Below are 26965 nucleotides of genomic sequence, written 5' to 3'. Positions count from 1 at the left end.
TCTGCTTTTTGATTATCATATGCCCAACCTCCACCGCGCATTCTCCACATGAAATTTACGCTCGCCCTTATCGCAGCAATCCTGATCTCCCTGGCATGGCTCATGCCCATTCATTATCGCCCTTGGGTGACTTACACAGGTGAGCTATACACATTTTTTGCCTTATTCGCCTTAGCTGCAATCTGCCTTAAAGAAAAACTAAAAGTCCCAGCTATTAGCTTACCTTTATTACTACTTGCCTGTGTACCATTTATACATTTACTGGCGGGACAGGTGTTTTTCTTTAGTATCGCCATGATGGGCTTTATTTTCGTATTTAGCTTTTGGCTGGCAAGTGTGCTGGGTTATCACCTTTCAACAGGAAACTATAACCGGGAAGAAACCTTTACCAACTTGAGTTATGTATTTCTAGCTTCAGGAACGATTACAGGCTTAATTGCTCTATGTCAGTGGACAAATCTGGATTCAATCCTGCCAGGCATGGTGAATATCAGTGGCAACCAACGGCCTTATGCCAACTTTGCCCAGCCTAATAATATGGCGACTTTTCTCATCATGGCTTTGATGAGCTGCCTTTACTTATATGAAAAGAAAAAAATCCAGACCAAATGGTTATTTGCCTGCGCTGCAGTGATTGTTATGGGAGTGGCGTTAAGTCAGTCGCGTACCGCGTGGGTCGCTGCGATTGCGATCATACTGTATCTGGCGTTCTATCAATATAAAGGCATCATTCGCCTGAAATGGTATTACAGCATCACTTGGTTGATCTTCTTTATTGCCTGTATCGTAGCGTTTCCATTACTCAGTCAGCTCGCTGCCCAGACGATGGATGCAGATGTCGTACAAAGTCGGGATGTGGTGTCGCGTGCCACCGGCGATATGTCACGCCTCGCGATCTGGGAGCAGATGCTGGCAGCAATTCAGGCACAGCCATGGTTTGGCTATGGCTGGTATCAGACCAGTGTGGCTTTTGTTTCGATCAGCGATACGGTGCAAGGCCCGGTCTGGATTCGTAGCGCACATAATTTTATTCTGGATTTTTTGCTCTGGAATGGACTGTTCATCGGTCTGCCTTTCTTGGCCTATTTTAGTTATTTGGGTTATCAGCTACAACGCTGGGTCAATACCCCAGAGTCTGTCATCGGGATTCTGATGATTGGGGCATTTGTGACACATGCCATGTTTGAGTTTCCACAACACTATGCCTATTTCCTGTTACCAGCCGGTTTTATTCTGGGTACGGTCTTGGCACAGAATCCAAAAATTAAAACGATTACGTTGCCATCTATATGGATGAAACTGACTTTCAGCCTTGGAGTGATCTTATTGCTCGTGATTTACCGGGATTATGATGTTGCTGTACCAAAACTTGGACAAAGTATTCGTTATGAAATGCAGCCAGAAAAGATCACTAATGAAAAGCCGATCTATCTGCTGACTGAGTTTAATCACCGGATTGCCTGGATTCGGGTCAATCCTTATCGCAAGATGAGCGAAGATGAAATTCATCAATATGAAAAGCTGGTGGTGAGCTATCCAACCAAATACAACTTTTTAAAATATATTCGTTTATTGGCTTATAATGGCTATGTAGATGAAGCCCAGCATCAACTTCAGCGTTTAAATACGATTCAGAAAACTGAACTCAGCTATGCCGAAGTGACGCGGGATATGCCAAGCCAATAAGTACAAAAAAGCCAGCATCTGCTGGCTTTTTTATTGTGAATCGAATCTTAGAGCTGGCTTTGAATATAGTTTTCGATACCCACACTTTCAATCAGATCGATTTGCGTGGTCGTCCAGTCCAGATAGTTTTCTTCTTTTTCCAGAATTTCCTGTAGCAGATCGCGGGTCACATAATCCATTTCCGTTTCGGCCAGTGCTACAGCTTTCTGAATGGTTTCGATATTTTCTTTGACTTTGCGCACATCACAATGCAGCACTTCTTGAGTGTGCTGGCCGATATACAGTTTGCCCAGATGTTGCAGATTTGGCAGACCTTCTAAAAATAAAATCCGTTCAATGATTTTGTCGGCATGCTTCATCTGAACAATGGATTCTTTATATTCTGCCGAGCCCAGTTTCTCAATGCCCCAGTCATTAAACATGCGCGAATGCAGGAAATACTGGTTAATCGCAGTTAGGTGGTGATACAACACCTGATTGAGCTGATTAATCACATCACGATTGCCTTTCATCACATAACTCCATTTGAACCTGTTTTATCTTTCTAAGAAAGCGCTCTAACTCATGATAGTAAAGCAAGTCAGGGGGCAATGGCGAGTAATTTATAGAACAGCAAATGAAAATCGCAATCAAATCGATCCAGCTCCAGATCGATGACAATAAAAACCCGCCAGAGTCAGAGGCGGGGGAGGAAGAATGATCTTAGATCATTGGTGTTATCATTATCTTTATTCGGTTTAGGCGGCCACAGCCAGACGGGCTGCAATTTGTGAAACTTCATCACTGATGATCATACGGGCTTCTGGTGCACAGCGGCCACAGCAAGTTCCCAAGTCCAATGCATCGCGCACATCACGATAACTTTCAGCGCCATTTGCAATAGCATCTTTAATGTCTTGATCTGTAATGCCACGGCATAAACAAACGTACATAGGACACAACCACAGTGTTTAAATAAGATAAGTAATATTATTGATAATTGTTATCGTTTGTCAATAAAAATCATTTGAAATAGCTTTTATTGTGATTGGTGATTTAGATAAAAAAATATCACTCAAGCAAAAATCCGATTATTGCTCGGGTTTTTGCTTGAGTGATTCATGATTGCAAACGAAATATAGAAGTTTAGGTATTAAATAAATTTTAAAAATTATTGCTGAATGATAACAACGCCATCCATCTCGACCAGAGCATCTTTTGGCAGGCTGGCAACACCGAGTGCTGCACGTGCTGGATAAGGCTGGGCAAAATATTCACCCATAATCTGGTTCACCAGCTGGAAGTGCGATAAATCAGTCAGATAAATATTCAGTTTGGCGATGTCTGCCAGAGAGCCACCGGCCGCTTCGCAGACGGCTTTTAAATTATCGAATACACGGCGAATCTGTGCCTCAATGCCTTCAACCAATTCCATACTATAAGGATCTAAGCCAATTTGACCCGATAGATATAAGGTATCACTGACTAAAATGGCTTGCGAATAGGTACCAATCGCAGCAGGGGCATTTTCAGTATGGATCACTTGGCGGGACATTAATTTCTCCTTTTATCATCAACATACATCATATTCGATCAATCCAGCCGACAACAGCATTATCGTTTTAAATGATTAACTCGCTTTAGATGCTTCGCTCAGAATGACGGGCCGGGTCAGACGGGTAATTCTTGGAAAACCGAAATACATACGCAGGTCCCGGATGATCTGGGCAATCTGTTTGCGGTTATGCACCACGATATTGACATAGGTCTGCTCATCTTGGGTGCGCACCATTTCCACCCCGGAATGTGCTTTACGACATTGATAGATCAGGTCAGAAATCTGCTCATCATCCATGGCCAGATCAATACAGAGATAGGCAGTAAAGCTGATGTCGTCCAGATCATCGGCGGTCCACTGCAAGGGCATGATATTTTCCGGATGCTGATGCTGTTCATGCAGCAGGTTATGACAGCGTGAACGATGTACAATCAGGCCGCGGCGGGTCAGATGACCCTGAATCGGGTCGCCCAGTACCGGATTGCAGCAATGGGCATATTTGACATCAACGCCTTCAGTACCCTGAATCAGACGTCCCGAGCTGGCGATATTCTGATGCTGGTCTTGGGCAAATAGATGATTGGCCACCAGTTGCGGCAATAAATCACCAACAGCAATCTGCTCAAAGAGTTGTTCTTTGGTCGCAACATGACGCCATTCCAGCAGGTTTTTCCAGTCTGCTTCGGTCAGATCTCGAATTGAGCGATGAAACAGTTTTAGTGCACGATTTAGTGCCTGTTGACCCACCAGACGTTGTTCGTCCAGATCCTGATCGCGCAAGATATTTTGAATGGCACGGCGGGCTTTTTGGGTGTTGATAAAGCTGAGCCAGTCCGGGTTGGGGGTTGCCAGGACATCGGTAATGATTTCGACCACCTGGCCGCTGACTAGCGGGGTAGAGAGCGGTTTAGTCTCATTGTTAATTTTCGCCCCGATGGCATGGTTGCCGAGGAACAGGCTGGCCGCATAAGCAAAATCAACCGCTGTGGCACCTTGTGGCAATTCGTGTAAATGCCCATGCGGGGTATATACCCAGATTTTTTCCTGATGCAGATAATCCAGTAATTCACTAAAGGTGGTTTTGGCGCATTCACCATCGACCAACACGTTCAGATTTTGCATCGAGGCCTGAATTGCAGAACGACAGGCTTGCGGGGCATTTTCACCCAGTACCACGCCAAAACGTGCGGCTTTACGCATCAGTTCGGTTTGAATGGTGAGCGACAAGGTGGTCTTTTCACCTTTTAAACGCATCATCAAGGACTGGTTGCCACCGGGTAATGGACGGCGAATATGATCTTCATAGCTTTGAATTTTAAAGCTTTGAGTCAGAATCTCTGCCAGACGGTCACAATCTGCAATGCTTTGTAAAATAATTTCAAAGGCATGACTATGGGTCAGCTCTTGCAGGTCAATATCATTTTTAACAAAATGACGTAACAGCTCAATATTATTATTTTTCTTTTTGATTCGACCTTCAATTTTATAGTCTTCTAAGAGATCATTCAGCTTTTGTTCCCAGATCGCCTGATATTCACAACGTTTTGGCTTGGTTTCTAATAGCGCTGCCTGAACGTTGTTGTACATGTCCAGATCAAGATTCTGATAACACAGGTGTTCCAGGTTGTCGGCCATTTCATTCATACCGACAATACGTGCCATCGGCACAAAAATTTCAAAGGTTTCGCGGGCGATACGGGCACGTTTGTCCGGGCGTAGCGCCTCTAAAGTGGTCATGTTGTGATAGCGGTCGGCCAGTTTCACAATAATGACACGTGGATCCTGTAAGGTGGCTTGCAGGATTTTTCGGAATGACGCGGCTTTATTATATTCTTTATCGCTGGAATGGCTGAGTTTGGTCACGCCATCGACCAGCTCGGCCACAGTAAAACCAAAAGTCTCGCTAATATCATCTTTGTTAAAGTCAGTATCTTCAATAACATCATGCAGCAGGGCGGCCATCAGGGTTTCAGTATCCAGCCGCATATGAGCCAAAATACAGCTTACCGCAATCGGGTGCAGAATATAGGGTTCGCCGCTTTTACGGGTAATACCTTCATGGGCCAGATCTGCATAATCACAAGCCGCAAGCACACGCTCGACTTCGCTTTCATTTAAATACGCGTCGATAATGATATGTAATTGTTGCTTGGCTTGACTGACCTGTGGCCCTGGCATAAAACACCTTTTAAACTGGATTTTCTTACAAACAAAAAACTGAAAGCTCTAATGAAATCGAAATCATAAAGCTTGTCAATTTTTTTCATGCTTAAAAGCAGAAAACCGGGACAAACTCGGGAGCTAACTGTTAAGTTATAACCGTTCTAGCATAAATATAAAAGTCACATAACAAAAAAAGCCTAGTTTTAAACTAGGCTTTTTTTCAGGAGGAGGGCTTATTGGAAAGAAAAGCCATCCAGATTAAGGTTGTTTGCAGAAAGTGCCAGATCCAAGCTCGAAGTTTGGTAATCCTGATCACGCTGTTTTAAAATATCTTTGGACACATGCCCTGCAGCGATTTCACGCAAAGCCACTACAGTCGGCTTGTCGTTGTCCCATTCCACAGTCGGTTCAATGCCTTGACGTGCCAATTGACGCGCGCGTTTGCTTGCCACTAGTACAAGCTCAAAGCGGTTGTCTACATGGTCTAAACAATCTTCAACGGTGACGCGTGCCATAAGAATTCTCGTTTGAATAATAAATTTTAACAGACTGCACAGTATAAAAGGCTTTGTCTATAGACTCAAGTTTTAATCACTGCTCAGTTGGCGTAATCAGTTTTTGGATCAGTTTTTCATGACGGTTGGCTTGCTGGCTAAGCACCAGACGATTGGCAATAATCACCGCTTCCAGGTCATGCAGCGCCTTATTAAAGTCGTCATTAATAATGATATAGTCAAAGTTGCTATATTGTTGCATATCTTCTACCGCACAGCTCAGACGATGCTCAATCACATCCACAGCATCAGTACCACGGTTAGACAGGCGTTCACGCAAGTCGAACTGGCTTGGTGGCAAGATAAAAATTTGTTTAGATTCAGGAAAAAGTCGACGAACCTGTTGCGCACCTTGCCAGTCAATTTCCAGTAGCACATCATGGCCTTTGGCCAGTTGCTCTTTGACTGTGGCTTGTGCGGTCCCGTAGTAATTACCAAATACTTCGGCGTATTCGATAAAACCACCTTCATTGACCAGATTTAAAAAATCTTCTTTATTGGAGAAATGATAGTGCACGCCATCGAGTTCGCCAGGTCGTTGACCGCGTGTGGTATGTGACACAGAAACGTGAAGGTTATTGACACGCTCAAGTAGGGCTTTAACGAGGGATGTTTTGCCTGTTCCAGACGCTGCAGAAACGACAAACAAGAGACCCGACATGATATTTTTCCTGATATGATAAAATATCTTCTCTATTTTAGAGTAGAGCGGCTTTAAACTAAATAGTTGTCAGTCGATTGTTTTACATTTATTTCAATTGAACCGCTAAAAATGGTGTGAGTATTGAGGATTCTATGGAAATTGTTTTAGCCAACCCACGTGGTTTTTGTGCTGGTGTAGATCGTGCGATTGCGATCGTGAACCGTGCCTTAGAATGCTTTAACCCACCGATTTATGTACGACATGAAGTGGTACACAACAAATTTGTCGTGGATGACTTGCGTCAGCGTGGCGCCATCTTTGTCGATGAGCTGGATGAAGTCCCTGACGACAATATTGTGATTTTTAGTGCACATGGGGTTTCGAAAGCAGTACAGCTTGAGGCTGAACGCCGTGGTTTAAAAGTCTTCGATGCGACCTGTCCGTTAGTGACCAAGGTGCATATCGAAGTGACCAAATATGCACGTGAAGGCGTAGAAGCCATTCTGATTGGCCATGAAGGCCACCCGGAAGTCGAAGGCACCATGGGGCAATATGATAAAAAAAATGGCGGTGCAATTTATCTGGTCGAAGATGAAGAAGATGTCGCTGCCTTAAGCGTGCATCATCCTGAAAAAGTCGCTTTTGTCACCCAAACAACCTTGTCGATTGATGACACCGCCAAAGTCATTGATGCCTTGCGCCAAAAATTCCCTTTAATTCAAGGGCCACGTAAAGACGATATCTGCTATGCGACGCAAAACCGTCAGGATGCTGTACGTGATCTGGCTGAACGTTGTGATGTAGTCTTAGTTGTGGGTTCACCAAATTCATCCAACTCCAATCGTTTGCGTGAGCTGGCGGAACGTATGGGTAAAGCAGCTTACCTAGTCGATAATGCCGATGAACTTAAACAGGAATGGTTTAAGGAAAATGCTCAGATTGGAGTTACAGCAGGTGCTTCTGCACCGGAAATTTTAATTAAACAGGTGATTCAGCGTTTGCAGGACTGGGGCGCTCAGGCACCACATGAGCTGGATGGGCGTGAAGAGAATATCACTTTTAGTTTGCCGAAAGAGTTACGTATTTCGGTAACTCAAGTCTGAAGTGTTAAGCATTTAACATTCTGAATTTTTTAAAAATTGACAGATAATTGGATTTTGGCAATTATCTGTTTTTTTATACCTTTTATCTGTTCTGTGTAGTTTTTGTAATTTTAATAAGTAATAGTTTAAATGGATCAAGCTTCGACCTAGGGGGAGGGAGAGTATGCGTAAAATTCAGGGGTTTACCTTAATTGAGTTAATGGTGACGATTGCGGTGTTGGCGATTATCGCGATGATGGCAGCACCATCTGTAGGCACAATACTTAATAAACAGAATTTAAAAAAAAGTAGTACTGATCTAATGAATACTTTGGCTAAAGCACGAGCAAAAGCAGCTTTAGAGCGCAGAGAGATAACTGTGGTAATAGGAGAGGGAGCGGACACCCCTAATAGACTACATTGGTCTCCATCTGGTAAAGCAATATTAAAGTCAGGTAATAATCTTATTTTTATGCCTAATGGATTGGTTCGAGATCCATTAAATGCAAATACAGTAATAGCGAATAATACAACTTTTGTGATTTGTGATACTGCAACGAATGCAACAGCATCTAAAACAATATCAATTTCTCGAATGGGTACAATACAACAACCTGTTGATGGAGCATGTGCATAATGAACAAAATACAACAAACAGGTGTGGGATTGATAGAAATTTTAGTCGCACTTTTAATACTCGCAATTGGAGTATTAGGTTTTGTAGCATTGCAATATCGTGCCATAGAAGCATCGAGTGAGGGAGAGAATCGAATCCAAGCTATTAATACAGCAAGAGATGTGGCTGAGAAGATTCGAGTGAATCGTGCAGCCTTAGCAACTTATTCAATAGAGCTTGCTCGAACAAATATAACTGAATTAACCACACCTAGTTGTTTTAGTACTTATTGTTCTCCTACACAAAAAGCTGAATTTGACTCTTCATTTGTAAAACTCTCCACTCAAAGAATGGGTATGACTATAAATATGATGACGTGTCCTGGTATACAAAATGGTCGGCGGTGTATTTACGTCGCTTGGGGAGATACTGCAGCGACAAATGCTGACGGACTGAATAATTGTACGACTTCGGGTCTTTACAGAGCAGATTCCACTTGTGTTGTGATGGAGGCCTATTAAATGAGACAGCAAAACGGTTATACATTAATGGAGCTGCTGATAGCATTAACTCTTGGTTTGGTCATTGTTGCTGCCGCCACTATGCTATTTTTGACAGGTGTCCGAAGTCAAGCAATGCAACAGGGTGTTGCAGATTTACAAGATAATGCTAATTTTGGACTGAATTATATTACCCAAGATTTACGTCTAGCAAATTTAAATAATCTTGCCGCAGAAATGAATGATCAGCTTTTATTGGGGGGTATTGTCCTTTCACAAAATAACTATCCTAACCCTTTAAGACCTCAACCAGATCCAGCAAATCCAACTGCAGTACCGCCACCTATGAATCAGATATTGTTAAGTTCTTCAGGTAGCGGCCTCACAAATGTAGCCCAAGGTAGTGATCAATTGGTCATTCAATACCAACCCATGACAGTAGGTGGTTTTGATTGTGAAGGCCGTGAGATCACGAATAGTAACCGCATCATTGTGCAACGTTATTTTTTAAGAACGGATGCTAATCAAGCAACAGGTGAGACTAATCCTTTAGCTTTAGCATGTGATGCTGGGCATTATGCCGTTGGGGATAATACTGTTACTAACTATGGTGATGCAGGTGAAATCATCATGAAACGTGTTGATTATTTCAGAGTTCTTCTTAATGTTGCTAATGCTACAGGTGCTCAAAGATATGTAGCAATTAATAATTATTTAACTCTCACCCCTAGACCTAGAATTTTGGGTGTGTCATTGGGAGTGTTGACGCGTTCAGCACAGAGTGTGGGAACTGATCAAGCCATTGCTCAAAATAATAATTTCACTGTATTGGATCAAACTGTGCAAGTGACAAATACTGGCAACCCGAATGGCTATATGCGTCGAGTCGTTACACAAGATGTCGCACTTAGAAATGCATTAGGTGAAAGAGAGGAGGTGCAAGATGCTGAATAGGCAGAAAGGAGCAACATTAATAGTTGTGCTTATTTTACTTGTAGCTTTGACTGTCATAGGAACACTAGCTATCCGTCAGAGCCTAGTTTCTCTGAATATTGCGACAAATGGACAAGCGCAACAACTTCTTATTCAAAATTCAGACTCAGCTACATTTAATGTAGAGAATCCGAATAATTTGATAAGAAGTCTAGCGCGTGATGGAATGTTTGGCTTTATTAAGGGATCAACAAATAAAGGTAAAGAATTGATTTTTTGCTATCGCGGAGATCAGTCACAATTTTTTAATTTATCCCGGGCCAGTCTTATTTATGAGCAAAATGGCAGTATTGTGAATAACTCTTTAGGAGTTTCTGGTTATTGTCAACTTGGTTCACAAAATTTTTTCACTAGTAATCGACGTGCTGTTTTAACACAAGTTTCTGTAAGTTTTGTAGAGGGTGGAAATGTGAAGCCCTTCCAATTTTATATTCGTGGCACAGATCCTGAAAAAGCAAAAATTGAGCAAACAGAACGTGTTGTGGTTAACACAGTTTCGCTTATTCCATCACTTTCTACAGCAACGGATGAGGAAATTAATACTTGTCTATCAACTCGTCTGAGCAATACGGATATTCCAGCTCATAGTATTGCGACCTGTTTATCTAGCTTTAATGTGCCATTCACAGTACATGTAACAGAATATACGCTTGGTCAAGCATTTATTTAGGGTGAATAAAATGAAATATAAATTTATATCTAATAAAGAAACTCATCCATTAAAAAGTGTATTGGCAATGAGTTTATCTGCATTGATGACCTCAACGTTATGTGTTTCTACATCATCTTTTGCCAGTGATATTGAGATTTACCAAGAGGCTAAATCTGGTGATATTACTTTGATGTTTATGCTTGATATTTCGGGGAGTATGACAAATAAAGATAATGGTTCTACTTCAAGGGTAGATCGTTTAAAGAGAGCAATGAATGATTTGCTTAATGGAAATGTAACAAATAAAATTGCAAAAATTGATGATGATAAAATAATAGGTTTATCCACATTAGGTGCAAGATGGAACAATACTAATTATAATGCAGGTGCTGTTCTTATTCCTGCAAAAAAATTAGGCTATAAATATACCTCAGGCACCAATATTAACAAGACACATAGGGAAGTGCTAGTTGCTGCTATTAACGATTTAGGTGCTAACACAAATACTCCAACTTCTAGATCATATGCAGAAACAATTGCTTATTTAATGGGGACAACAACTAAACCACAAGGCATTTATCAGAATTATTTTAAACTCGATCAATATAATAATTATGGTATGTGTACCCAATGGAATGCGAGTAATAATTGTACAAGCTGGGACCGGTGGTATGAAGGATCATATATTCCTAGTGCATACACTAATTCCGGAAGTGGGAAGGTAGATAATTATAATGGAAAGTATTATGTTGGTACACATATTGCATCAGGTTTTGATTTTTCGAGTACAGATACTAAATCAGGAAATAATTATATTCCACCCACATCTTTAACTCAAACAGATGAAATTAAAAAATGTAGTGGGCAAGGTATTTATGTTTTAACCGATGGTGAACCTAACCAAAATGCTTCAACTCAAACTACAGCTCGATTAGCATTAAATAATCCTAATTTTACTTGTGATAATAATGGTGATGGTTGGGATTGCACAAGAAAATTAAATGCTGCATTAATAGATCCTAAACAAAATCCTAAGAATTTAAAATTTAAAACTGCTGTAGTCGGTTTTGGTAATTCGTTTAATAATGTGACCAGCTATGATCGTTCAAAAACACAAAAAGAAAATTTAGATGCTTTGGGAAATATTAATAGTGATGTAAAACGTGCTGCAGAGTGGGGTATTTTGGGAGAAGGAGGATGGTATGCGGGTAACAGTTCTCAAGATATTGTTGATAGTGTAAATAATTTTATTAACGATTTGGGAGCTGAAATTCCAGCTGTAACTACAGGTACTCCCACGATTCCATCTGATGAGTTGAATCCAATTGTTTTACAAAATTATGCGTATTATCCACAGTTTGAACCTATGCCTGAGAAAACCTATCAGCATTGGTCTGGAAACTTAAAAAAATATAATGTAGATAGAAATGGTAAATTACTCGATAAATTGAGTAATTTGATCACGGATGTTAAAGGTAAAATCATTGATAACTATGATTTATGGTCACCTACAGTTGGAGCAACTCCGAGTGATGTGCAAAAAACTGCGGCTTTAGTAGGTGGGGTGAAAATGCAATTAGATTTGCGTCATACTGGGACTGACGCTGTTCAGCGTAAGTTATTTACTACTCGTGGTTATACATCGGCGGGGGTAGTAACAAATACTGATACATTACAGCAAGTGAAAGTCACAGATCTTGATGATAATTTAAAGAAAAAAGATCAAAAAATTGGCTACTTAATGAATTTATTGGGCTATTCTTTTGATCCAAAATCTTATCTAAATTCTACTAAAACAGAAAACACTTTAACAAAAGCGACTTTATTACAACAACCTGAATTAAGACAGATTGGAGCTGTAATGCATTCTAGTCCAGTTTTATTAACAAATCAGGGTAAAATTACTTATAACGATACTACTAATGTAGTTGGATCAGAGAATCGTAAAGATTTTATTCTATTTGGAACCACACAAGGATTACTACATGTTGTGGATGCTATCTCAGGTAAAGAAAAATTTGCTTTCGTTCCCAATGAACTAGTTGAGAGTCAAGCGGAAGCATTTAATAAGCCTGAATTGACAAGCGGTGGTATGAAGAGCATGTATTATGGTGTTGACGGACCTTGGACTGCTTATACAGAATATGTAATAGATAAAAATAATGCAGATTTATTATCTGTTGGTGAGGGAAAACCCTATACAGTTGTTGAAAATAACCAAAATGTGAATAAAACCGTGAAAGGAAAACAAATAGTTTATGGTGGGTTACGCATGGGGGGTAAGGGGTATTATGCATTAAATTTAGCAGATATTGATGCGCCGAAACTTCAATTTCAAATCAATCCCACAGGTACTTGTTCAACTGAAAATCCTCTTGGGTGTATGGGACAAAGTTGGTCAAAACCCACAATTACTTGGGTAAATTGGAAAGGTGTTAAAAAACTGGTCATGTTTGTAGGTGGTGGTTATGATGCAGAAGGTACTAATGCTGGTAATGATAACCATAAAACCACTGATAAATACCGTGGTTACGAGTACGACGATTATGTGCAATCAAATAAGGTAGGTGCAGGAGTCTATATGTTTGATGCCTTAAATGGCGATTTATTATGGTGGACTGGTGCAAATGCTACTGAAAGTAAAAAAACATTTGTTGCTAAACCAGCCTCACAAATGGCATATAGTGTAGTCAGCCAAATTCGTACTATAGATCGTGATTCGGATGGTTTAACAGATCATTTGTATTTCGGTGACTTAGGGGGGCAAGTTTGGCGTATTGATTTAAATAATCAGGCAGGTAGTGAAACAGATCTCTTCACAAGAAATCCGACGCGTATTCTTAATTTGAATAAAGGTAAATACAGCCCGCGTTTTTATGAAACACCCGCATTTTCTACATATGCTAGCAATGGACAAATTTTCGGCTTAGTTTCAATTGGATCAGGAAATAGAAGCAAGCCTTTAAGTGAATACACACATAATACGACCACGACTGGAACAGATACAAACTATAGTTATGATGGTGTGTTCAATATTTATGATAAGGATGTTGCTAGAGAAAGCTTACTGAAATTGACACGTAATAATCCAACAAGCACAACTGATAAATCTCATAAATACTCATTAACCGATGCTGAGTTATTTACAAAAAATATAAAGTTGCAACCTGAAAGTATGGTGGGAATTACCGCAGATTCTAAAAATAAGTTATTAGCTATTACAGATGCTACAAGGTTCCCTAAAGCTGGGGAATCAAAAGTAGAAAGGGTTGCCCCTTATGCATTAACTTCAGGTTGGTATTACAACTTTAATAGCCAAAAAGTTCAAAGTGAAAAAGTAATGTCGACACCTATCGTAATTAATAATGATATGTATGTAACGACCTTCGATGGAAGTAAGCCTGGATTGTCTGGTGATTGTGGAGCGGGAGTGAAAGGCGAAAGCTTTATGACATTATTCTGTATGCCTTTTGGTCAGTGTAATAGTGGTTCTGTAAGTACACATCGTTTAAATTTAGGTGCTGGGATTGTAGGCGGTGCCGTAGGTGCTGGGGATAGTTCTGGTATGCAGCGTTTAATAGTTGTTAACGTGGATACCACAAAAGTTCCTCAACCGAATAATATTTTAAATGAACGGTATAACACTATTAATAAATTAATCCCACAGCGTTGGTATGAGCGTCGATAAACGAGGGATCAAAATGATTAAAGATAAATTCTCTGGGTTTACGCTTATAGATTTGATGGTGGTTGTGGTGATTGTTGCAATATTTGCAGCAATCGCTATTCCTTCTTATCAAGAATATGTACGACGTGCACACGCAAGTCAGGCCCAACAAGAGATGATGCATCTTTCTAGCTTGTTAGAAAGACATAAGGCTAGAAATTTTTCTTATAGGAATTTTACTCCTTCTGCTGTGGTTATTCCAGAAGGTGCGACTGGAAGTGCCATTAAATATAATATAGAAGTTGTTAGCGGAGATAATAGTAACCCTCTGCTAAATGCATCTACTGCAACTGGTCGTAGTTGGGTTATTAGGGGATTGAGTACGGATACTCAAAACTATTCATTTTTACTAACAAGTACAGGCATTCGTTGTAAGAACAAAGCAGCAGAAAACGTTAGTTTTACAAGCTGTGGAAATACTAACTCTGGTAGTGAGACATGGTAAATGAAAACTAAAGGTTTCACGCTGATTGAATTAATGATTGTTGTGGCGATTATAGGTATCTTAGCTGCTATAGCTTATCCTTCATATCTAGAATATGTTCGTAAAACCCATCGTCAAGAAGTAAAAGCTGAGTTAATTGATATTGCAAAAAAAATTCAACGATACAAAATTTCCAATTTCTCATATTTAAGACCCTCTGTGCCTCCAGCCACTATTGGACTACCAATTACATTAGCTGATATTGGGGAAACAGTGCCATTAAATATTCCGAGACAGGGCACAGCACTATATACAGTTACATTGACGAATGTTACACGGAATACTTGGACATTAAATGCAACACCAATTAATGGCACAACTCAACAAAGTGACGGTAGCCTGGTTATGAATCACCGTGGGGAAAAATGCTGGATAAAGGGGCAGTCAACCTGCAATCTTTCAGCTACCTCCAACTGGGACGGACGTTAACCTAAATTCAAAATTGTAGCCAACCAACTTTTGATCTTTCATTCAGCGCAAATATAACGTAGAATACTGCCCTCTATGAAAGGGGTTTGAAATGTATCGATGGTCGATGCAGGGATAATCCGTAAAAACTATAAGGTTGTATCATGGTAGTTATTCGTCTTACTCGTGGTGGTGCTAAAAAGCGTCCATTCTATCAAATCGTTGTAACTGACAGCCGCAATGCGCGTGACGGTCGTTTCATCGAACGTATCGGTTTCTTCAACCCAACAGCGCAAGGTAAAGCAGAAAAACTTCGTTTAGATGCTGACCGTTTTGCTCACTGGGTTGCTCAAGGTGCTCAACCTTCAGATCGCGTTGCTTCTTTAGCTGCTCAAGCTAAAAAAGCTGCAACTGCTGTTTAATATGGTAGTAGATTGCCCATGACACCAACACAGAATGTTCCCGAAGATCGTATTCAGATTGGACAGCTACGTTCAGCATATGGATTAAATGGGTGGCTCTGGGTCTATTCCAATACAGAACCCATGAGCAACATATTTGACTATCTGCCTTGGTACATTGAGACCAAAGCAGGTTGGCAAATTGTCGATGTAAAACGTTGGAAACCACATGGTAAAGGCTTGGTTGTTTCGCTTAAAGGTGTGAGTGATCGCACTGGGGCAGACCAACTGGTTGGCACCAATGTCTGGATTGCTAAATCGCAACTACCTCAAGCGGGTGTAGATGAATATTATTGGTCTGATTTAAAGGGTCTAACAGTGTTAGGTCTGAATGATGAGGATCAAGAAATTAATCTCGGTCAAATTTTTGAACTGTTTGAAACAGGTGCCAATGATGTGATGGTGGTTCGCGCAACTGCCGACAGTATCGATGGCGAAGAGCGCATGATTCCATGGCATAAAGATGTGGTACAACGCGTTGATCTTGAAGCTGGTCGTATTTACGTCAATTGGGGCGTAGACTACTAACACTTTTTGGAAATAAGGGAGTCTGCGATGTTTTTTGCAGTCATTACGCTTTTTCCTGAAATGTTTGAAGCGATTACAGCCTACGGTATTAGCGGGCGCGCAGCAAAACGTGATTTGATGCAAATTCATTGTATCAATCCTCGCGATTTTGCGACGGGCAACTACAAACGGGTGGATGAACGTCCATTCGGTGGTGGTCCGGGTATGGTGATGATGGCGGAGCCTTTGGCACAAGCAATCCACCGTGCCAAAGAGCTTGCAAATGAAGCAGGCGCAGTTCAGGTTCCTGTGGTGTATATGTCACCGCAAGGAAAAACCTTAAACGAAACTGCAGTACAAGACTTCGTTCAATATGACGGATTGATTGTACTGTGTGGGCGTTATGAGGGGGTCGATGAACGTTTGATCCAGCAATATGTTGATCAGGAATGGTCAATTGGTGATTATGTTTTGTCGGGTGGTGAACTGCCAGCGATGGTTTTATTAGACAGTATTATCCGGAGGCTTCCGGGGGCGATGTCTGATGAACAATCTCATGTGCAAGACTCCTTTGTGGATGGTCTGTTAGACTGCCCACAATATACCAAGCCTGACCAGTTTGAAGGTTTGGATGTGCCTGAGGTACTTAAATCAGGTCATCATGCAAACATTGAAAAATGGCGGTTTTTGCAGCGTTATCAGCGAACACTTGAACGTCGACCTGAATTGGTTGAACAAGTCGAGTTGAGCAAGCAGCAAAAAAAATGGCTGAAAGATTTGTAAGGCATCGCCAAGCAATTGGTTCTGTCTTCGAAAACGGTACTTAAATTGAGTTTAAGTATTCTTTAATAGGCTCTTTAAAGTTGAGATGGTCAACTTTAAAGGGAAAGATAATCGGGTCTATGCGCTTTAGCCTCTAGTCCCCGCGATGATCAGACCTCTTCTGACTCGCATTATTGGAGATACCCCATGAGCGGTAAGCATCCTTTAGTTCAAGTAATTGAAAATGCACAATTGAAACAAGACATCCCTGCTTTCGCACCAGGTGATACAGTGATTGTTTCTGTAAAAGTTAAAGAGGGCGACCGTGAGCGTCTTCAGGCTTTTGAAGGTGTGGTAATTGCGAAGAAAAACCGTGGCTTGAACTCTGCGTTCACAGTACGTAAAATTTCTAGCGGTGTTGGTGTTGAGCGTGTATTCCAAACTCACTCTCCAATCGTAGCTAAAGTTGAAGTGAAACGTCGTGGTGATGTTCGTCGCGCTAAACTTTACTACCTACGTGAATTGTCTGGTAAAGCTGCACGTATCCGTGAAAAATTACCAGCTCGTAAAGTTAAAGCTTCTTAAGTTTAGGCTCAAGTTAAGTTTTATCTCGAGTTAAAAAATGCGCCTTTGGGCGCATTTTTTATATCCTAATATTTATATAAGAACTATAAGCCTTGCAGTTTCAATCGATTGGCATGTTGACGATACACATCGACTGGGTCAGGGGCAAAGATGCTTTTCAGGCCTAAGACCATATTGACTTCATCCAGATGATTCCAGTTGTAGTTATCACGAATGGTTTTACCAAATTTGGCACTACAGCGAGAGACCAGACCATCATTGTCCTTGCCACCATCAATCAGCAGGCTGGTGACTTTCAAAGCAGAGTCGGGATCGAGAATGTTGGTCACTGTGCCAGTGCCGGTAAATGAATAGTTATAAATATTATTCTGTTTATAGGCACCTTCGCCACAGGTCGTGCTTGACATTCCCAGCGGATATTTCTGATTAAATTGTGCCGATCCTGCCAGTGTCAGACTGCGACCACCTGCAAGAGAATCATGCGGGAAGCTGTTTGGATCCAGTCCTTGGGCCCAGGTGATGGCTTTAGACACCAGATTAATCCCACCGACCAAAGGGCCTTGTAGTGGCGTATCTTCTGCCTGAAGAATCAGATCTGCAACTGGTGAGCCTTTATGCGGCGCACCGACCGCAGTCAGAGAGGCGACCAGTTGAGGCGCTACACCAGCGACATAACGAATCGTGGGACCACCATGAGAATGACCAATCAGATTGACTTTAGATGCGCCTGTAATCGCCCGAATTTCCTTCACTTGTTCTAAGAGTTGTTCACCGCGAATTTCTGATGAGTTAAACGGCGATACTCGGGTCGCCCAGACATTGCCACCATTGCGGGCCAGATCCGGTAAAATCTGATACCAGTAATCCAGACCAAACTGATCTGTTCCGACCCGGATAAAGCCTGCCATCCCGTGTGCAAACACGATGGGATATTGGGTCTTGGCATAGTGTGAGCTGGCTTTCGCTGTGACCTGACTGGCTTGAGTGGATGCCTGAGCCGTGACACATGTGCCAGCTAGCAGCAGACTGGTGATGAATAAGCCGTATTTCATATATTTTCCTCATTTTTGTTGTTTTGACAGGATGATTCTTATCCTGCTTTGCCAAATGACCCATCCGAAACGGGCGAGTTAAGTTTTAAGTTGCTGTATTTAAAAAATTATGATTGATGGATAACAGTAAATGATTTATAAGCCTTGCAGTTTGAGCCGGTTGGCATGTTGGCGATAGAGTGCTATCGGGTCTTGGGCAAAAGGCCCTAAAATGCCGAAGAACTGGTTCACTTCATCGAAATGATTGTGGGCATAGTCTTGACGAATGATCTGACCATAACGTCCACTACATAAAGGTAGAGCGCCATCATTGGCTTCACCTTTCAAGAAAGTCCCGCCTAAACTGACAATAGTCGATTCAATGATATCCAGAGGATTGGTGGCTTGCCGGTTGCCCATCCAAGAGTAATGATGAATGCCATTGGCTGTGATCTTCATGCCTTGGGTCTGACAGTCTTCAGGAATCGCAGCAGAACCGTATTTTATATTGAAGGCTCGAATGTCTTCAGGATGCATGGCACTTAAGGCCGCTGTGATATTTACGGGATATTGATTTGCTGTTACCAGATTCATGCTGTAGCCCAGAATTGTTCCAATGGCATGAATCAGCGGTTCTAGTAAAGGTGTCTGGCTGGCATTGACAAAAACAGGTGTGCCTTTCATCGCACCTGCAATTGCGGTCAGTGAAGCCACTTTGGCAGGTGCAACAGCTTCAATATATTGAATGGTTGGTCCACCTTGACTATGTCCAATCAGATTGACTTTAGCTTTACCCGTCAGTGCAAGAACTTCGTCAATTTGTAGTAACAGCTGTTCACCACGTAGTTCATTGGATGCAACCGCAGATAATTCCGCGGAAAATACACGCGCACCATGACGGGCTAAATCTTGCGGGATCTGATACCAATAATCTAAACCGATGTTATCGGTTCCAATGCGGTTAAAGCCCAGACCGAAGCCATGGACAAAGATGAGCGGATAATGGGTTTTGGCGTAGCTGGATATAGCGAATTTGGGTGTATATTCAATCAATGGACTCTGCTTGGCATAAGCCAAGGAACAACTGAATCCAATAAATAGACTGAATACCAGGCTTATTATTTTCATTATTCTATCTCTGCTTCATCCGGGGAAATGATGACCGCTTATATAGCAAAGCCTTTATCAATCCCGATAAAGGCGAGCAGCTTACAAACCTTGCAGCTTTAAGCGATTTGCATGCTGACGGTATAAAGTCACCGGATCTGGGGCGAATAGACCTTTCAAGCCAAACATCATGTTGGCCAAGTCAGTATGGTTGAGTTTGTAATTGTCATTAATCACTTTACCCATATAAGCACTACAGCGTGCGACCATACCATCATTGTTTTTATTGCCATAAGACAGTGGGCCCAGTTGCATTAAAATCGTATCGATGTCTAAGGCATTGGTGGCTTGTGCCACACCTGTCCATGAATAGTAATAAATACCTTTAGAATCTTTAGGTTTGAGGTTTTTATTACAGTTCTCAGTTGCTGCTAAAACGCCGTCTTTGACTGCTTCTTTTGCAACAGTTGCATTAAAGTTTTTTGATTCTGTTTGGGTTAATGATTTCATCGATGCATCAAAATCGATTTCTAATTCAGGTTTAAGCTGAGCGAGTGCAATTAAAGGTCCCACAATATAGTCACCTAAAATATTAAACGCGGTGCGGCTTAAACTATTGCTTTGAATATCGTCAGCAACTTTAGAACCATGATAGGTACCAGCAACGCCTGTAATCGATGCCAGATATTCTGGTTTAGTGGCAGCGACATAGAGCACGGTTGGCCCGCCATGAGAGTGACCAATCAGGTTGACTTTGTGTTTGCCGGTGATTGCTATTACATCTTCAACCTGGCTGATCAGCTGTTCACCGCGATGTGCTGTCTTATTTGCCGGAGACAACTGTGCAGCAAAGACGGTAGAACCATTGCGTGCCATATCCGGTAGAATCTGATACCAGTAATCCAGCCCGATGCTGTCGGTGCCAATGCGTGACCAGCCTAGCCAGCCATGTACCATCAGAATAGGATATTTGGTTTTGGCATAATCAGATCTTGCCTTTTCAGTGATCTGTGTCGCACTTGCCGCGGCATGGGCCTGTGCAGAAAAGCTTAATCCCAGAGTTGTTGCTAAAGTCACAGTCAGTAACTGTGCTGTCTTGCTGAAAGTACGCATAAGCATCCCTTTTTAATTTTATCGTTATTAAAGCAATCATTGCTTTTCTAGAGTGTTGTAAGCCACAAAATCAGACTTTGGACCATACAGTTTTGGCCTTCTATGGCTGAGCAATTTTTCTTTTGAGTAGCGGTATTTTTTCACTTCAACGCGCTAAAACCATGTCATTTTAGGACACGACAGAGAGAAGAGATTTACATTGTAAGAATATGTTTTATTTACGGCTGTATTTAAATTTTAAGTTGTTGAAATACAAAACACTCATTGAGGTTATTTTATGTAAACAAGAAATATTTAGAAACAAAGTTAGGGCGGGAGATATGAAGGCATAAAGCTTTCGATATGAGGATCATAAAAAAAGCCATCAACAGGTGATGGCTTTTAGGCTTAATTCGCAAAGGGCAACTTGCCGCCTTGATCATGAATCTGTTCAAAGGTTTCGACCCGCAGCTGGTCATTCGGCTGTTGAAAACGTTGCTGGCGCAGCTTCTCGACGGCTTGCTGTTTGGCGCTGTCACTCATGCCACTTTGCATGATACTATCCCGTTCATTGAGATACGTCGTGACACTGGATTTCCAGCTGGCACGTTCGCCATCCAGTTGCTCCAGACGTTGCGTGGCTTCAGGGCCGACCAGGTTTAATCGCATTTGACGAATCTCTGCATTTGAGCCACCACGCGCTTTAATGTCTGCGCTGAGTTTGCGTAAATCTTCGAGTTTATTCAGTTGTTCCAGATTTTCCTGCCAGTCTTGTGGTAATTGTTCAAACAGATTTTTGAGCTTCTGGGCTTTTTCAGACTCGCTTAAGCTGTTGTCTGCCAGCACGGCCATACGGTCAAGCGTATATTCATGATAGGTGTCTTCGGTACCAAATAAACCTTCAATTTCATAATTAGAAAAATATTGTTTACGCAAATTCTGGGTGCTGCTATAGATGCTGCGGTAATAGGCCGGATCTTCCTGATCGAGGCCTGTCGGTGCAGTCAGTTGGCCTAAACCTTGACGATACTGAATATAGCGATCCCATAAATCCAGAATTTGTGAGAGAGCGGGTTCTTTATGATTCTGGCGAATGTAAGTTTTAAAATCCTGTTGAATCTGTGCCAGATTTTTTTCACCAAACTGGGTAATAAAATATTCAAAACAGTTTCGAGTCTGTTCATTGACGGTCAGACGGTTACTCGCATCCAGCTGCATCTGGCAATTGATTTCGGTATCTTGCTGGCTGGCACTGGAAAACGCTGCATTGGCCGGGCTGGTCATACTTAATGCAGCGGGTTCGCCGCGGCGTTCACTAAGAGGTGATTGGCCAATAGTTTCTGTCTGTGATTCATTCTGAGGAGATAACCAGAGCATCAGGGTGATAAAGCACAGCACCACCAGAGCCAGAATGATCCATATCTTGTATTTCTGCATATCCTATGCACCTGTTTTTTCGGTTTCATTATTTTTAGAGTTTTGATTCGGCTCAATATGCCATAAAAATCATCAGATACCATAGAAAAGTTGTAAATCATCGCACAGGGTCTTACCATGGCGCCAATTTATAAAATGTCTGATTTTTTTGCCATGAAAGCATCATCTCCTAAAATTCAGCGTCGTCATCTTAGTGGTGTCTTCCTTTTGAATAAACCCTTGGGCATTAGTTCTAATGCTGCATTGCAAAAAGTTCGCTGGTTGTATCGTGCACAAAAAGCAGGCCATACCGGGGCACTGGATCCTCTGGCCTCGGGTTTATTGCCGATATGTTTAGGTGAGGCGACCAAGTTTTCGCATTATTTATTAGATTCAGTCAAGCGTTATCAAACGACGGTCTTTCTTGGACATAGCACCACCACCGGCGATGTCGAAGGCGAAGTCTTATTAGAAAAAGCGGTTCCTGAACTTTCGGAAGCGTTGATTCAAGAAACCTTGACACAGTTTATCGGTGATATCCAGCAAGTGCCACCGATGTATTCGGCGCTGAAGAAAGAAGGCCGTCCTTTATATGAACTGGCACGTAAGGGCATCGAGATTGAACGTGAAGCGCGCCCGATTAGCATTCTGGCCATTGAGCTTTTATCCTTTACTGAAAATAGCATCACGCTGGATATTACCTGCTCTAAAGGGACTTATATCCGGGTACTCGGTGAAGATATTGCCAAAGCCTTGGGTACTTACGGTCATCTGACCTATTTACACCGCATTAAAACCGGTCATTTTGATTTGATCCCGAGTTATACCATTGAATATCTGGAAAGCTTGAATGAAGACGAGCGTGATAGGTTGTTGTTGCCGGCTTATGCGCCGGTGCAACATTTCCCGCAAATCCAAGTGCCAGAAGGGCGGGCAGAATATTTTAGCCGTGGTATGGAAAGTAATATCGAGCATGAAGCAGCTGAACAGGTCTTGGTTTTTGATGGTGAAAAATGTTTAGGCTTGGCAGAAATTAGTGATAAAAAACGCCTGGTGCCAAAACGCGTCTTAAACCTCTAAGCAAGGTCTGAAATATGGATATTGAGATCATCATCAGTCTGATTGTCTTTGCATTTTTTGCAGGGGCAATTGATGCTGCCGTAGGCGGTGGTGGTCTGATCCAGATTCCGGCAATTATGGGCAGTCTGCCGCATTTACAGCCGGCTACCGTATTTGGTACCAACAAACTGGCCTCGATTTTTGGTACTGGCTCTGCGGCATTTTCCTATTTGCGTCAGGTAAAACTGCCGTGGTTGCTCTTGGGCGTGATTGCAGCTTGCAGTTTCATCAGCTCGTTTATGGGTGCGGCCAGTGTCACCTTGATTCCGGTCGAAATCCTCAAACCTTTTGTATTGATCATGCTGATTGTCATCGCGATTTATACCGTGATGAAAAAGCAGTTTGGTCAGGTGCATGTTCAGCAAAAGCTCACCAAGAAAATGTTGGCATTGGCAGTTTTGGGCAGTCTGGCCATCGGATTTTATGACGGAATTTTCGGGCCGGGCACGGGCAGTTTCTTTATTTTCTTTTTCATTCGTTATTTAAGTGTCGATTTTTTACATGCTTCAGCTTTATCTAAAATTGCCAATTTCACCACCAATCTGGCAGCGTTAACTTTCTTTATTCCCAGCGGCAATGTGCTATTTATGGTCGGGGCGATGATGGCGGTGGCCAATATCTGTGGTTCCTTGCTGGGTGTCAAATTAGCCTTTAAATATGGCAGTGGCTTTATCCGGATTTTATTCCTGATTCTGGTCAGTTTACTGATTTGCCGGATGGCCTATCAGATGTTCTTTATATAAGAATAGATGTAAACCATTCTCAATATTAAAGTTTTTTATACAATTTGTACTTATAAAACCTCCTGAACCCATGCCATTTTCTTTCTATGATGTAAAAAGGCAGGGCGAAAACAGGAGAAAAATTAGATGACCACCATTTTTGAAGCATTAAGAGAAAGTCATGAAATTCAGCGTGATCTTGCAGAAAAATTACTACAAACTTCAGGGGATACAGCAGAACGTCGTGAGCTGTTCAAACAACTCAAGAATGAATTATTTGCCCATGAAGCGGCTGAAGACCGTTATTTCTATATCCCCCTGATGATGACTGATTCGGGCTTGAATATCACCCGGCATGCCTTGGCCGAACATCATGAAATGGACGAGATGATTGAAGAGCTGACTGCAACAGAATTGAGTAATCCGGGCTGGATTGCAATTGCCAAAAAGCTTTCCGAAAAAGTGCATCACCACTTAAAAGAAGAGGAACATGGTTTCTTCCAGCAGGCGGGAAAAATTCTCGGTGAAGAGCAAAAGACCGCTTTAGCAGTGCAGTACAAGACTGAATATCAACGTTATAAAGACATGAAAAAAGATATGCTGGTACAAAGCTAAATTTTAACTTCAAATCAAATAAATAAGTAAAAAAGATGGCGCTACAGCCGTCTTTTTTATCCGGATTCATTTCTCCGAGGTATTTCTCCCAAAGGAAGCAAGCACAAGAATGAATGAAAACCGTGAGTCAGTTGCCCAGATCCCAATCAGGCTTTATGCATTCCGTTCTGCAGCTCCTTGACGCGCGGCACGTACTGTCACACCGACAGAGGCCAGCATAATACACACCAGAGCGACCGCTTGCAGTACCGTGATTTTCTCACCCAATAACAGAAAACCGGTCAAAGCTGCTAAAGCCGGAGAGAGGCTGGACAGGGTGCCATAGCTCATTTTGTTTAAATGCTGTAAGGCTTTTAAATCGAGGGCATAAGGAATCGCAGTGGCCAGAATTGCAATTACAATGGCCTTGCCCCAATGTTGTGTATCAATCAATGCGGGCGCATTGTTGTAGAGCCCGATCGGCAGCAGACACAATGCTGAAATACTGATGGCAATGGTCAGTGCATGCATGCCGATATTCTGCTGAACTACACGTTGGCCAAAGAAAATATATAATGCCCAGCAGAAACCTGCCCCCAAGGCACAAGCTGCGCCCAACAGGTCAAAATTGCTGCTATTGGCCTGTCCCCATGGCACCATCAGCGCGATGCCCAAAATGGCCATCAATACCCAGATATAATCACTACGGTGTTTAATCGACAGTAGAGCCAGGCCCAAAGGGCCAATAAACTCCAGACCTACCGCAATGCCCTGCGGTAAACGACCAAGTGACAGATAGAATAAAATATTCATGACCCCTAAAGCCGCGCTATAGCAGAGTAAATCCCGCCATTTTAAAAAAGGCAAACGTGAAATTATTTTCCAAGAGCGGAACATGACGCAGACAATGATTGCAGCAAAACAGAGTCTTAAAATGGTGACAGTAATCGGATCCAGTACACTAAACAGCTGTTTGGCAAAAGATGCACTGATCTGGTACGAAGTCATGGACAAGACCATGAAGAATACGGCAAGAAGTTGGGCGTTTGGCATGAAAGCAGCTTCTACCCAGAGCGGGTGAAAATGAGAAATAGAAAGAAATGAAATTATAGCAAACTGGTTGATTTTTGCTGAGTAGGCCAGAGCAATATTTTGTGAATGCAACTTAAGTTTGGAGATAATCAATTTACATTTTAGCTCAATCAAATATGTGAAGTTTTAAATTCAAAATTAAACTTACCTCAGGTGTGGTTACAAATTAATCAATTTTTAATTTGATCTTATTTTTATATTTATTAAAATATCTTAGATCCCAATTCGGGGCAGCATTAAAATAACAATGAAAATAATAAGGTAGATAATAATGAAATTAAGAATACTTTCTTGCGCCATTTTGGGCTGTATGCTTGCAGCATGTGGTAGCTCTGATAATTCGGATAATAATACACCAGTCCCTAGCCAACCGGCTCCGAGCAATCCTGGTAATCCGAACAATCCTGGAACCCCGGGTGATGGAGCATCAGACACAGTGTCGGAATTCTACAACTATCAGTTCAACTTGCCCAATGCTGATGCAGCAGACATGGAGTCGAAAAAACTTCTATTGGCCAGTCATAAAAATAAAATTACTGACGGCATATTATATGCGGATGATAACAGTGTCGTGGATACTGAATATAATATTGAGGAGAACATGGTGTTCCCGACTTATGTCACCGCTAAAGGGGTATTTCCTGCAGATCTGACCCGTACAGCATTCGGCTATAAGCTGGAAAAAGTACTGGAAAATACGACCACTCAATTTAAGAGTCGTCCTGTGACCATACCGGAGAACAACATCAGTAATCATCGGCATATAGAGTGGTACGACCTGTCAGGAAAAGCATTAACTGAACGTACCAATATTGCTGTGGTGAAAATGTATGAGGATGCTGCAACCAGAGTGTTATTTAATAGTGATAATACGACAGCCGCTGACCGTAAATATTATAATGAGTTTGCAGCCAATTTTATTGATTTGCAGAAGGCGCGCACATTCCCGAATGGATCTAAATGTTTCCGTCTTCAGGCTGAACATCCGGAAGAAGAATATATTGAATTTGATCCGGAAACAAAAACTGACTATCGCACGCTGGCTGATTGGCAGGCACAAACGTCTGTCCAGGAGCTGGCAAAAATTATTCTAGATGAAACCATGGCTGGCTTGAAATATAAAAAGGCAGAATATAAAGATACTGCTATGCAATATTACAAATATTTTGGTGCGATCGAATATCAAGGAGGAATTTATAACAGTGCGTTCTCGGAACATGGAGAACATATTGATCACAACGATTATGTTGCCCAATCACGAAAAGTGGCTTTAGACAAATTAAAGGAAAATGATGCCAGTCCTTTAATGATCAAATGGACAGAATACACTTATGATCAGCTTGCTTTTGCATGTGATGGCTATAATGTGACAGCAGCCACGGTATTAAATACGGCGATTAAAGATGCAACACCACGTTAAAATGATTCTAAT

At 41.8% G+C, this 26965-nt stretch carries 28 protein-coding genes; 17 read left to right on the top strand and 11 right to left on the bottom strand.

Translation table 11 applies throughout. The features are described 5' to 3' along the window. Window positions 1-48: 48 nt before the first annotated feature. Window positions 49-1686 (top strand): PglL family O-oligosaccharyltransferase, encoded by a 1638-nt coding sequence (locus FTU95_RS03640; protein WP_180077569.1) that lies wholly within the window; start codon window positions 49-51, stop codon window positions 1684-1686. Between the two features lie 47 nt (window positions 1687-1733). Here FTU95_RS03640 and bfr read toward each other — a convergent pair whose 3' ends face one another. The 6 genes from bfr to gmk all read right to left on the bottom strand — a co-directional run bounded on the left by bfr (window position 1734) and on the right by gmk (window position 6601). Next, complete coding sequence (gene bfr, locus FTU95_RS03635) at window positions 1734-2198, bottom strand: bacterioferritin (protein ID WP_180049914.1); 465 nt, start codon at window positions 2196-2198, stop codon at window positions 1734-1736. Window positions 2199-2423: 225 nt separating this feature from the next. Further along, window positions 2424-2618: a bacterioferritin-associated ferredoxin gene (locus tag FTU95_RS03630; RefSeq protein ID WP_005094295.1), complete on the bottom strand. Its 195-nt coding sequence runs from the start codon at window positions 2616-2618 to the stop codon at window positions 2424-2426. A 218-nt stretch (window positions 2619-2836) separates the two neighbouring features. Continuing rightward, a complete protein-coding gene (locus FTU95_RS03625; RefSeq protein ID WP_180077567.1) occupies window positions 2837-3220 on the bottom strand; it encodes a RidA family protein in 384 nt (127 codons plus the stop codon). 75 nt (window positions 3221-3295) lie between these two features. Continuing rightward, complete coding sequence (locus FTU95_RS03620; protein ID WP_180077565.1) at window positions 3296-5401, bottom strand: bifunctional (p)ppGpp synthetase/guanosine-3',5'-bis(diphosphate) 3'-pyrophosphohydrolase; 2106 nt, start codon at window positions 5399-5401, stop codon at window positions 3296-3298. 218 nt (window positions 5402-5619) lie between these two features. Next, the gene (gene rpoZ, locus FTU95_RS03615; protein ID WP_004650579.1) at window positions 5620-5901 is read right to left on the bottom strand and encodes a DNA-directed RNA polymerase subunit omega; all 282 of its coding nucleotides are present in this window, start codon (window positions 5899-5901) and stop codon (window positions 5620-5622) included. Window positions 5902-5977: 76 nt separating this feature from the next. Further along, window positions 5978-6601: a guanylate kinase gene (gene gmk, locus FTU95_RS03610; RefSeq protein WP_004281187.1), complete on the bottom strand. Its 624-nt coding sequence runs from the start codon at window positions 6599-6601 to the stop codon at window positions 5978-5980. 134 nt (window positions 6602-6735) lie between these two features. On the opposite strand from gmk, the gene ispH reads away from it, so the two are divergent. The 12 genes from ispH (at window position 6736) to rplS (ending at window position 17360) form a co-directional block, all read left to right on the top strand. Continuing rightward, window positions 6736-7686, top strand: a complete 951-nt coding sequence (ispH, locus tag FTU95_RS03605) for a 4-hydroxy-3-methylbut-2-enyl diphosphate reductase (RefSeq protein ID WP_180077563.1) — start codon at window positions 6736-6738, stop codon at window positions 7684-7686. 163 nt (window positions 7687-7849) lie between these two features. Then, window positions 7850-8302, top strand: a complete 453-nt coding sequence (locus FTU95_RS03600) for a Tfp pilus assembly protein FimT/FimU (RefSeq protein WP_180077561.1) — start codon at window positions 7850-7852, stop codon at window positions 8300-8302. Next, window positions 8302-8802: a type IV pilus modification protein PilV gene (gene pilV / locus FTU95_RS03595; RefSeq protein ID WP_180077559.1), complete on the top strand. Its 501-nt coding sequence runs from the start codon at window positions 8302-8304 to the stop codon at window positions 8800-8802. Before FTU95_RS03600 ends, pilV begins: the two co-directional genes overlap by 1 nt. Beyond that, window positions 8803-9735: a PilW family protein gene (locus tag FTU95_RS03590; protein WP_180077556.1), complete on the top strand. Its 933-nt coding sequence runs from the start codon at window positions 8803-8805 to the stop codon at window positions 9733-9735. Beyond that, the gene (locus FTU95_RS03585; RefSeq protein ID WP_180077554.1) at window positions 9725-10444 is read left to right on the top strand and encodes a PilX N-terminal domain-containing pilus assembly protein; all 720 of its coding nucleotides are present in this window, start codon (window positions 9725-9727) and stop codon (window positions 10442-10444) included. Before FTU95_RS03590 ends, FTU95_RS03585 begins: the two co-directional genes overlap by 11 nt. Before the next feature lie 10 nt (window positions 10445-10454). Then, on the top strand, window positions 10455-14114 hold the full coding sequence (locus tag FTU95_RS03580; RefSeq protein WP_180077552.1) for a pilus assembly protein PilY: 3660 nt from the start codon (window positions 10455-10457) through the stop codon (window positions 14112-14114). Then, on the top strand, window positions 14101-14598 hold the full coding sequence (locus tag FTU95_RS03575; protein WP_306669418.1) for a type IV pilin protein: 498 nt from the start codon (window positions 14101-14103) through the stop codon (window positions 14596-14598). The genes FTU95_RS03580 and FTU95_RS03575 overlap by 14 nt, the downstream gene beginning before the upstream one ends. Continuing rightward, window positions 14599-15066, top strand: coding sequence for a type IV pilin protein (locus FTU95_RS03570; RefSeq protein WP_180004772.1), 468 nt, complete (start codon window positions 14599-14601; stop codon window positions 15064-15066). A 143-nt stretch (window positions 15067-15209) separates the two neighbouring features. Continuing rightward, complete coding sequence (gene rpsP / locus FTU95_RS03565) at window positions 15210-15467, top strand: 30S ribosomal protein S16 (protein ID WP_180077548.1); 258 nt, start codon at window positions 15210-15212, stop codon at window positions 15465-15467. Between the two features lie 18 nt (window positions 15468-15485). Beyond that, complete coding sequence (rimM, locus tag FTU95_RS03560; protein ID WP_074383613.1) at window positions 15486-16034, top strand: ribosome maturation factor RimM; 549 nt, start codon at window positions 15486-15488, stop codon at window positions 16032-16034. A gap of 27 nt (window positions 16035-16061) precedes the next feature. Next, on the top strand, window positions 16062-16796 hold the full coding sequence (gene trmD, locus FTU95_RS03555) for a tRNA (guanosine(37)-N1)-methyltransferase TrmD (protein WP_180077546.1): 735 nt from the start codon (window positions 16062-16064) through the stop codon (window positions 16794-16796). 186 nt (window positions 16797-16982) lie between these two features. Next, window positions 16983-17360 carry a 50S ribosomal protein L19 gene (rplS, locus tag FTU95_RS03550; RefSeq protein ID WP_005094271.1) on the top strand — a complete coding sequence of 126 codons (378 nt, stop codon included), beginning with the start codon at window positions 16983-16985 and terminating at the stop codon, window positions 17358-17360. 83 nt (window positions 17361-17443) lie between these two features. On the opposite strand, the gene FTU95_RS03545 is transcribed toward rplS, so the two are convergent. The 4 genes from FTU95_RS03545 to FTU95_RS03530 all read right to left on the bottom strand — a co-directional run bounded on the left by FTU95_RS03545 (window position 17444) and on the right by FTU95_RS03530 (window position 22027). Beyond that, window positions 17444-18412, bottom strand: coding sequence for a triacylglycerol lipase (locus tag FTU95_RS03545; RefSeq protein ID WP_074383612.1), 969 nt, complete (start codon window positions 18410-18412; stop codon window positions 17444-17446). A 135-nt stretch (window positions 18413-18547) separates the two neighbouring features. Then, the gene (locus FTU95_RS03540; protein WP_180077545.1) at window positions 18548-19519 is read right to left on the bottom strand and encodes a triacylglycerol lipase; all 972 of its coding nucleotides are present in this window, start codon (window positions 19517-19519) and stop codon (window positions 18548-18550) included. Between the two features lie 81 nt (window positions 19520-19600). Then, the gene (locus FTU95_RS03535; protein ID WP_180077542.1) at window positions 19601-20611 is read right to left on the bottom strand and encodes a triacylglycerol lipase; all 1011 of its coding nucleotides are present in this window, start codon (window positions 20609-20611) and stop codon (window positions 19601-19603) included. A 387-nt stretch (window positions 20612-20998) separates the two neighbouring features. Then, window positions 20999-22027: a lipase secretion chaperone gene (locus FTU95_RS03530; protein WP_180077540.1), complete on the bottom strand. Its 1029-nt coding sequence runs from the start codon at window positions 22025-22027 to the stop codon at window positions 20999-21001. A gap of 153 nt (window positions 22028-22180) precedes the next feature. Here FTU95_RS03530 and truB point away from each other — a divergent pair, with 153 nt between their 5' ends. From truB to FTU95_RS03515, 3 genes are all read left to right on the top strand, one after another. Then, a complete protein-coding gene (gene truB / locus FTU95_RS03525; protein WP_159138820.1) occupies window positions 22181-23086 on the top strand; it encodes a tRNA pseudouridine(55) synthase TruB in 906 nt (301 codons plus the stop codon). A 14-nt stretch (window positions 23087-23100) separates the two neighbouring features. After that, entirely contained in the window at window positions 23101-23868 is a 768-nt protein-coding gene (locus FTU95_RS03520) for a TSUP family transporter (protein WP_074383607.1), read from the top strand. A 126-nt stretch (window positions 23869-23994) separates the two neighbouring features. Beyond that, the gene (locus tag FTU95_RS03515) at window positions 23995-24462 is read left to right on the top strand and encodes a hemerythrin domain-containing protein (RefSeq protein ID WP_180040693.1); all 468 of its coding nucleotides are present in this window, start codon (window positions 23995-23997) and stop codon (window positions 24460-24462) included. Between the two features lie 153 nt (window positions 24463-24615). On the opposite strand, the gene FTU95_RS03510 is transcribed toward FTU95_RS03515, so the two are convergent. Beyond that, window positions 24616-25494: a DMT family transporter gene (locus FTU95_RS03510; RefSeq protein WP_074383605.1), complete on the bottom strand. Its 879-nt coding sequence runs from the start codon at window positions 25492-25494 to the stop codon at window positions 24616-24618. Between the two features lie 310 nt (window positions 25495-25804). Between FTU95_RS03510 and FTU95_RS03505 the strand changes: the two genes are divergently transcribed. Then, on the top strand, window positions 25805-26953 hold the full coding sequence (locus tag FTU95_RS03505; protein ID WP_100329375.1) for a hypothetical protein: 1149 nt from the start codon (window positions 25805-25807) through the stop codon (window positions 26951-26953). Window positions 26954-26965 lie beyond the last annotated feature (12 nt).

Source organism: Acinetobacter sp. YH12208, from assembly GCF_013418055.1.
GTDB lineage: Bacteria > Pseudomonadota > Gammaproteobacteria > Pseudomonadales > Moraxellaceae > Acinetobacter > Acinetobacter pseudolwoffii.
Note: the sequence above shows the minus strand (reverse complement) of the source record. Positions and strands in the feature narration are given on the sequence as shown.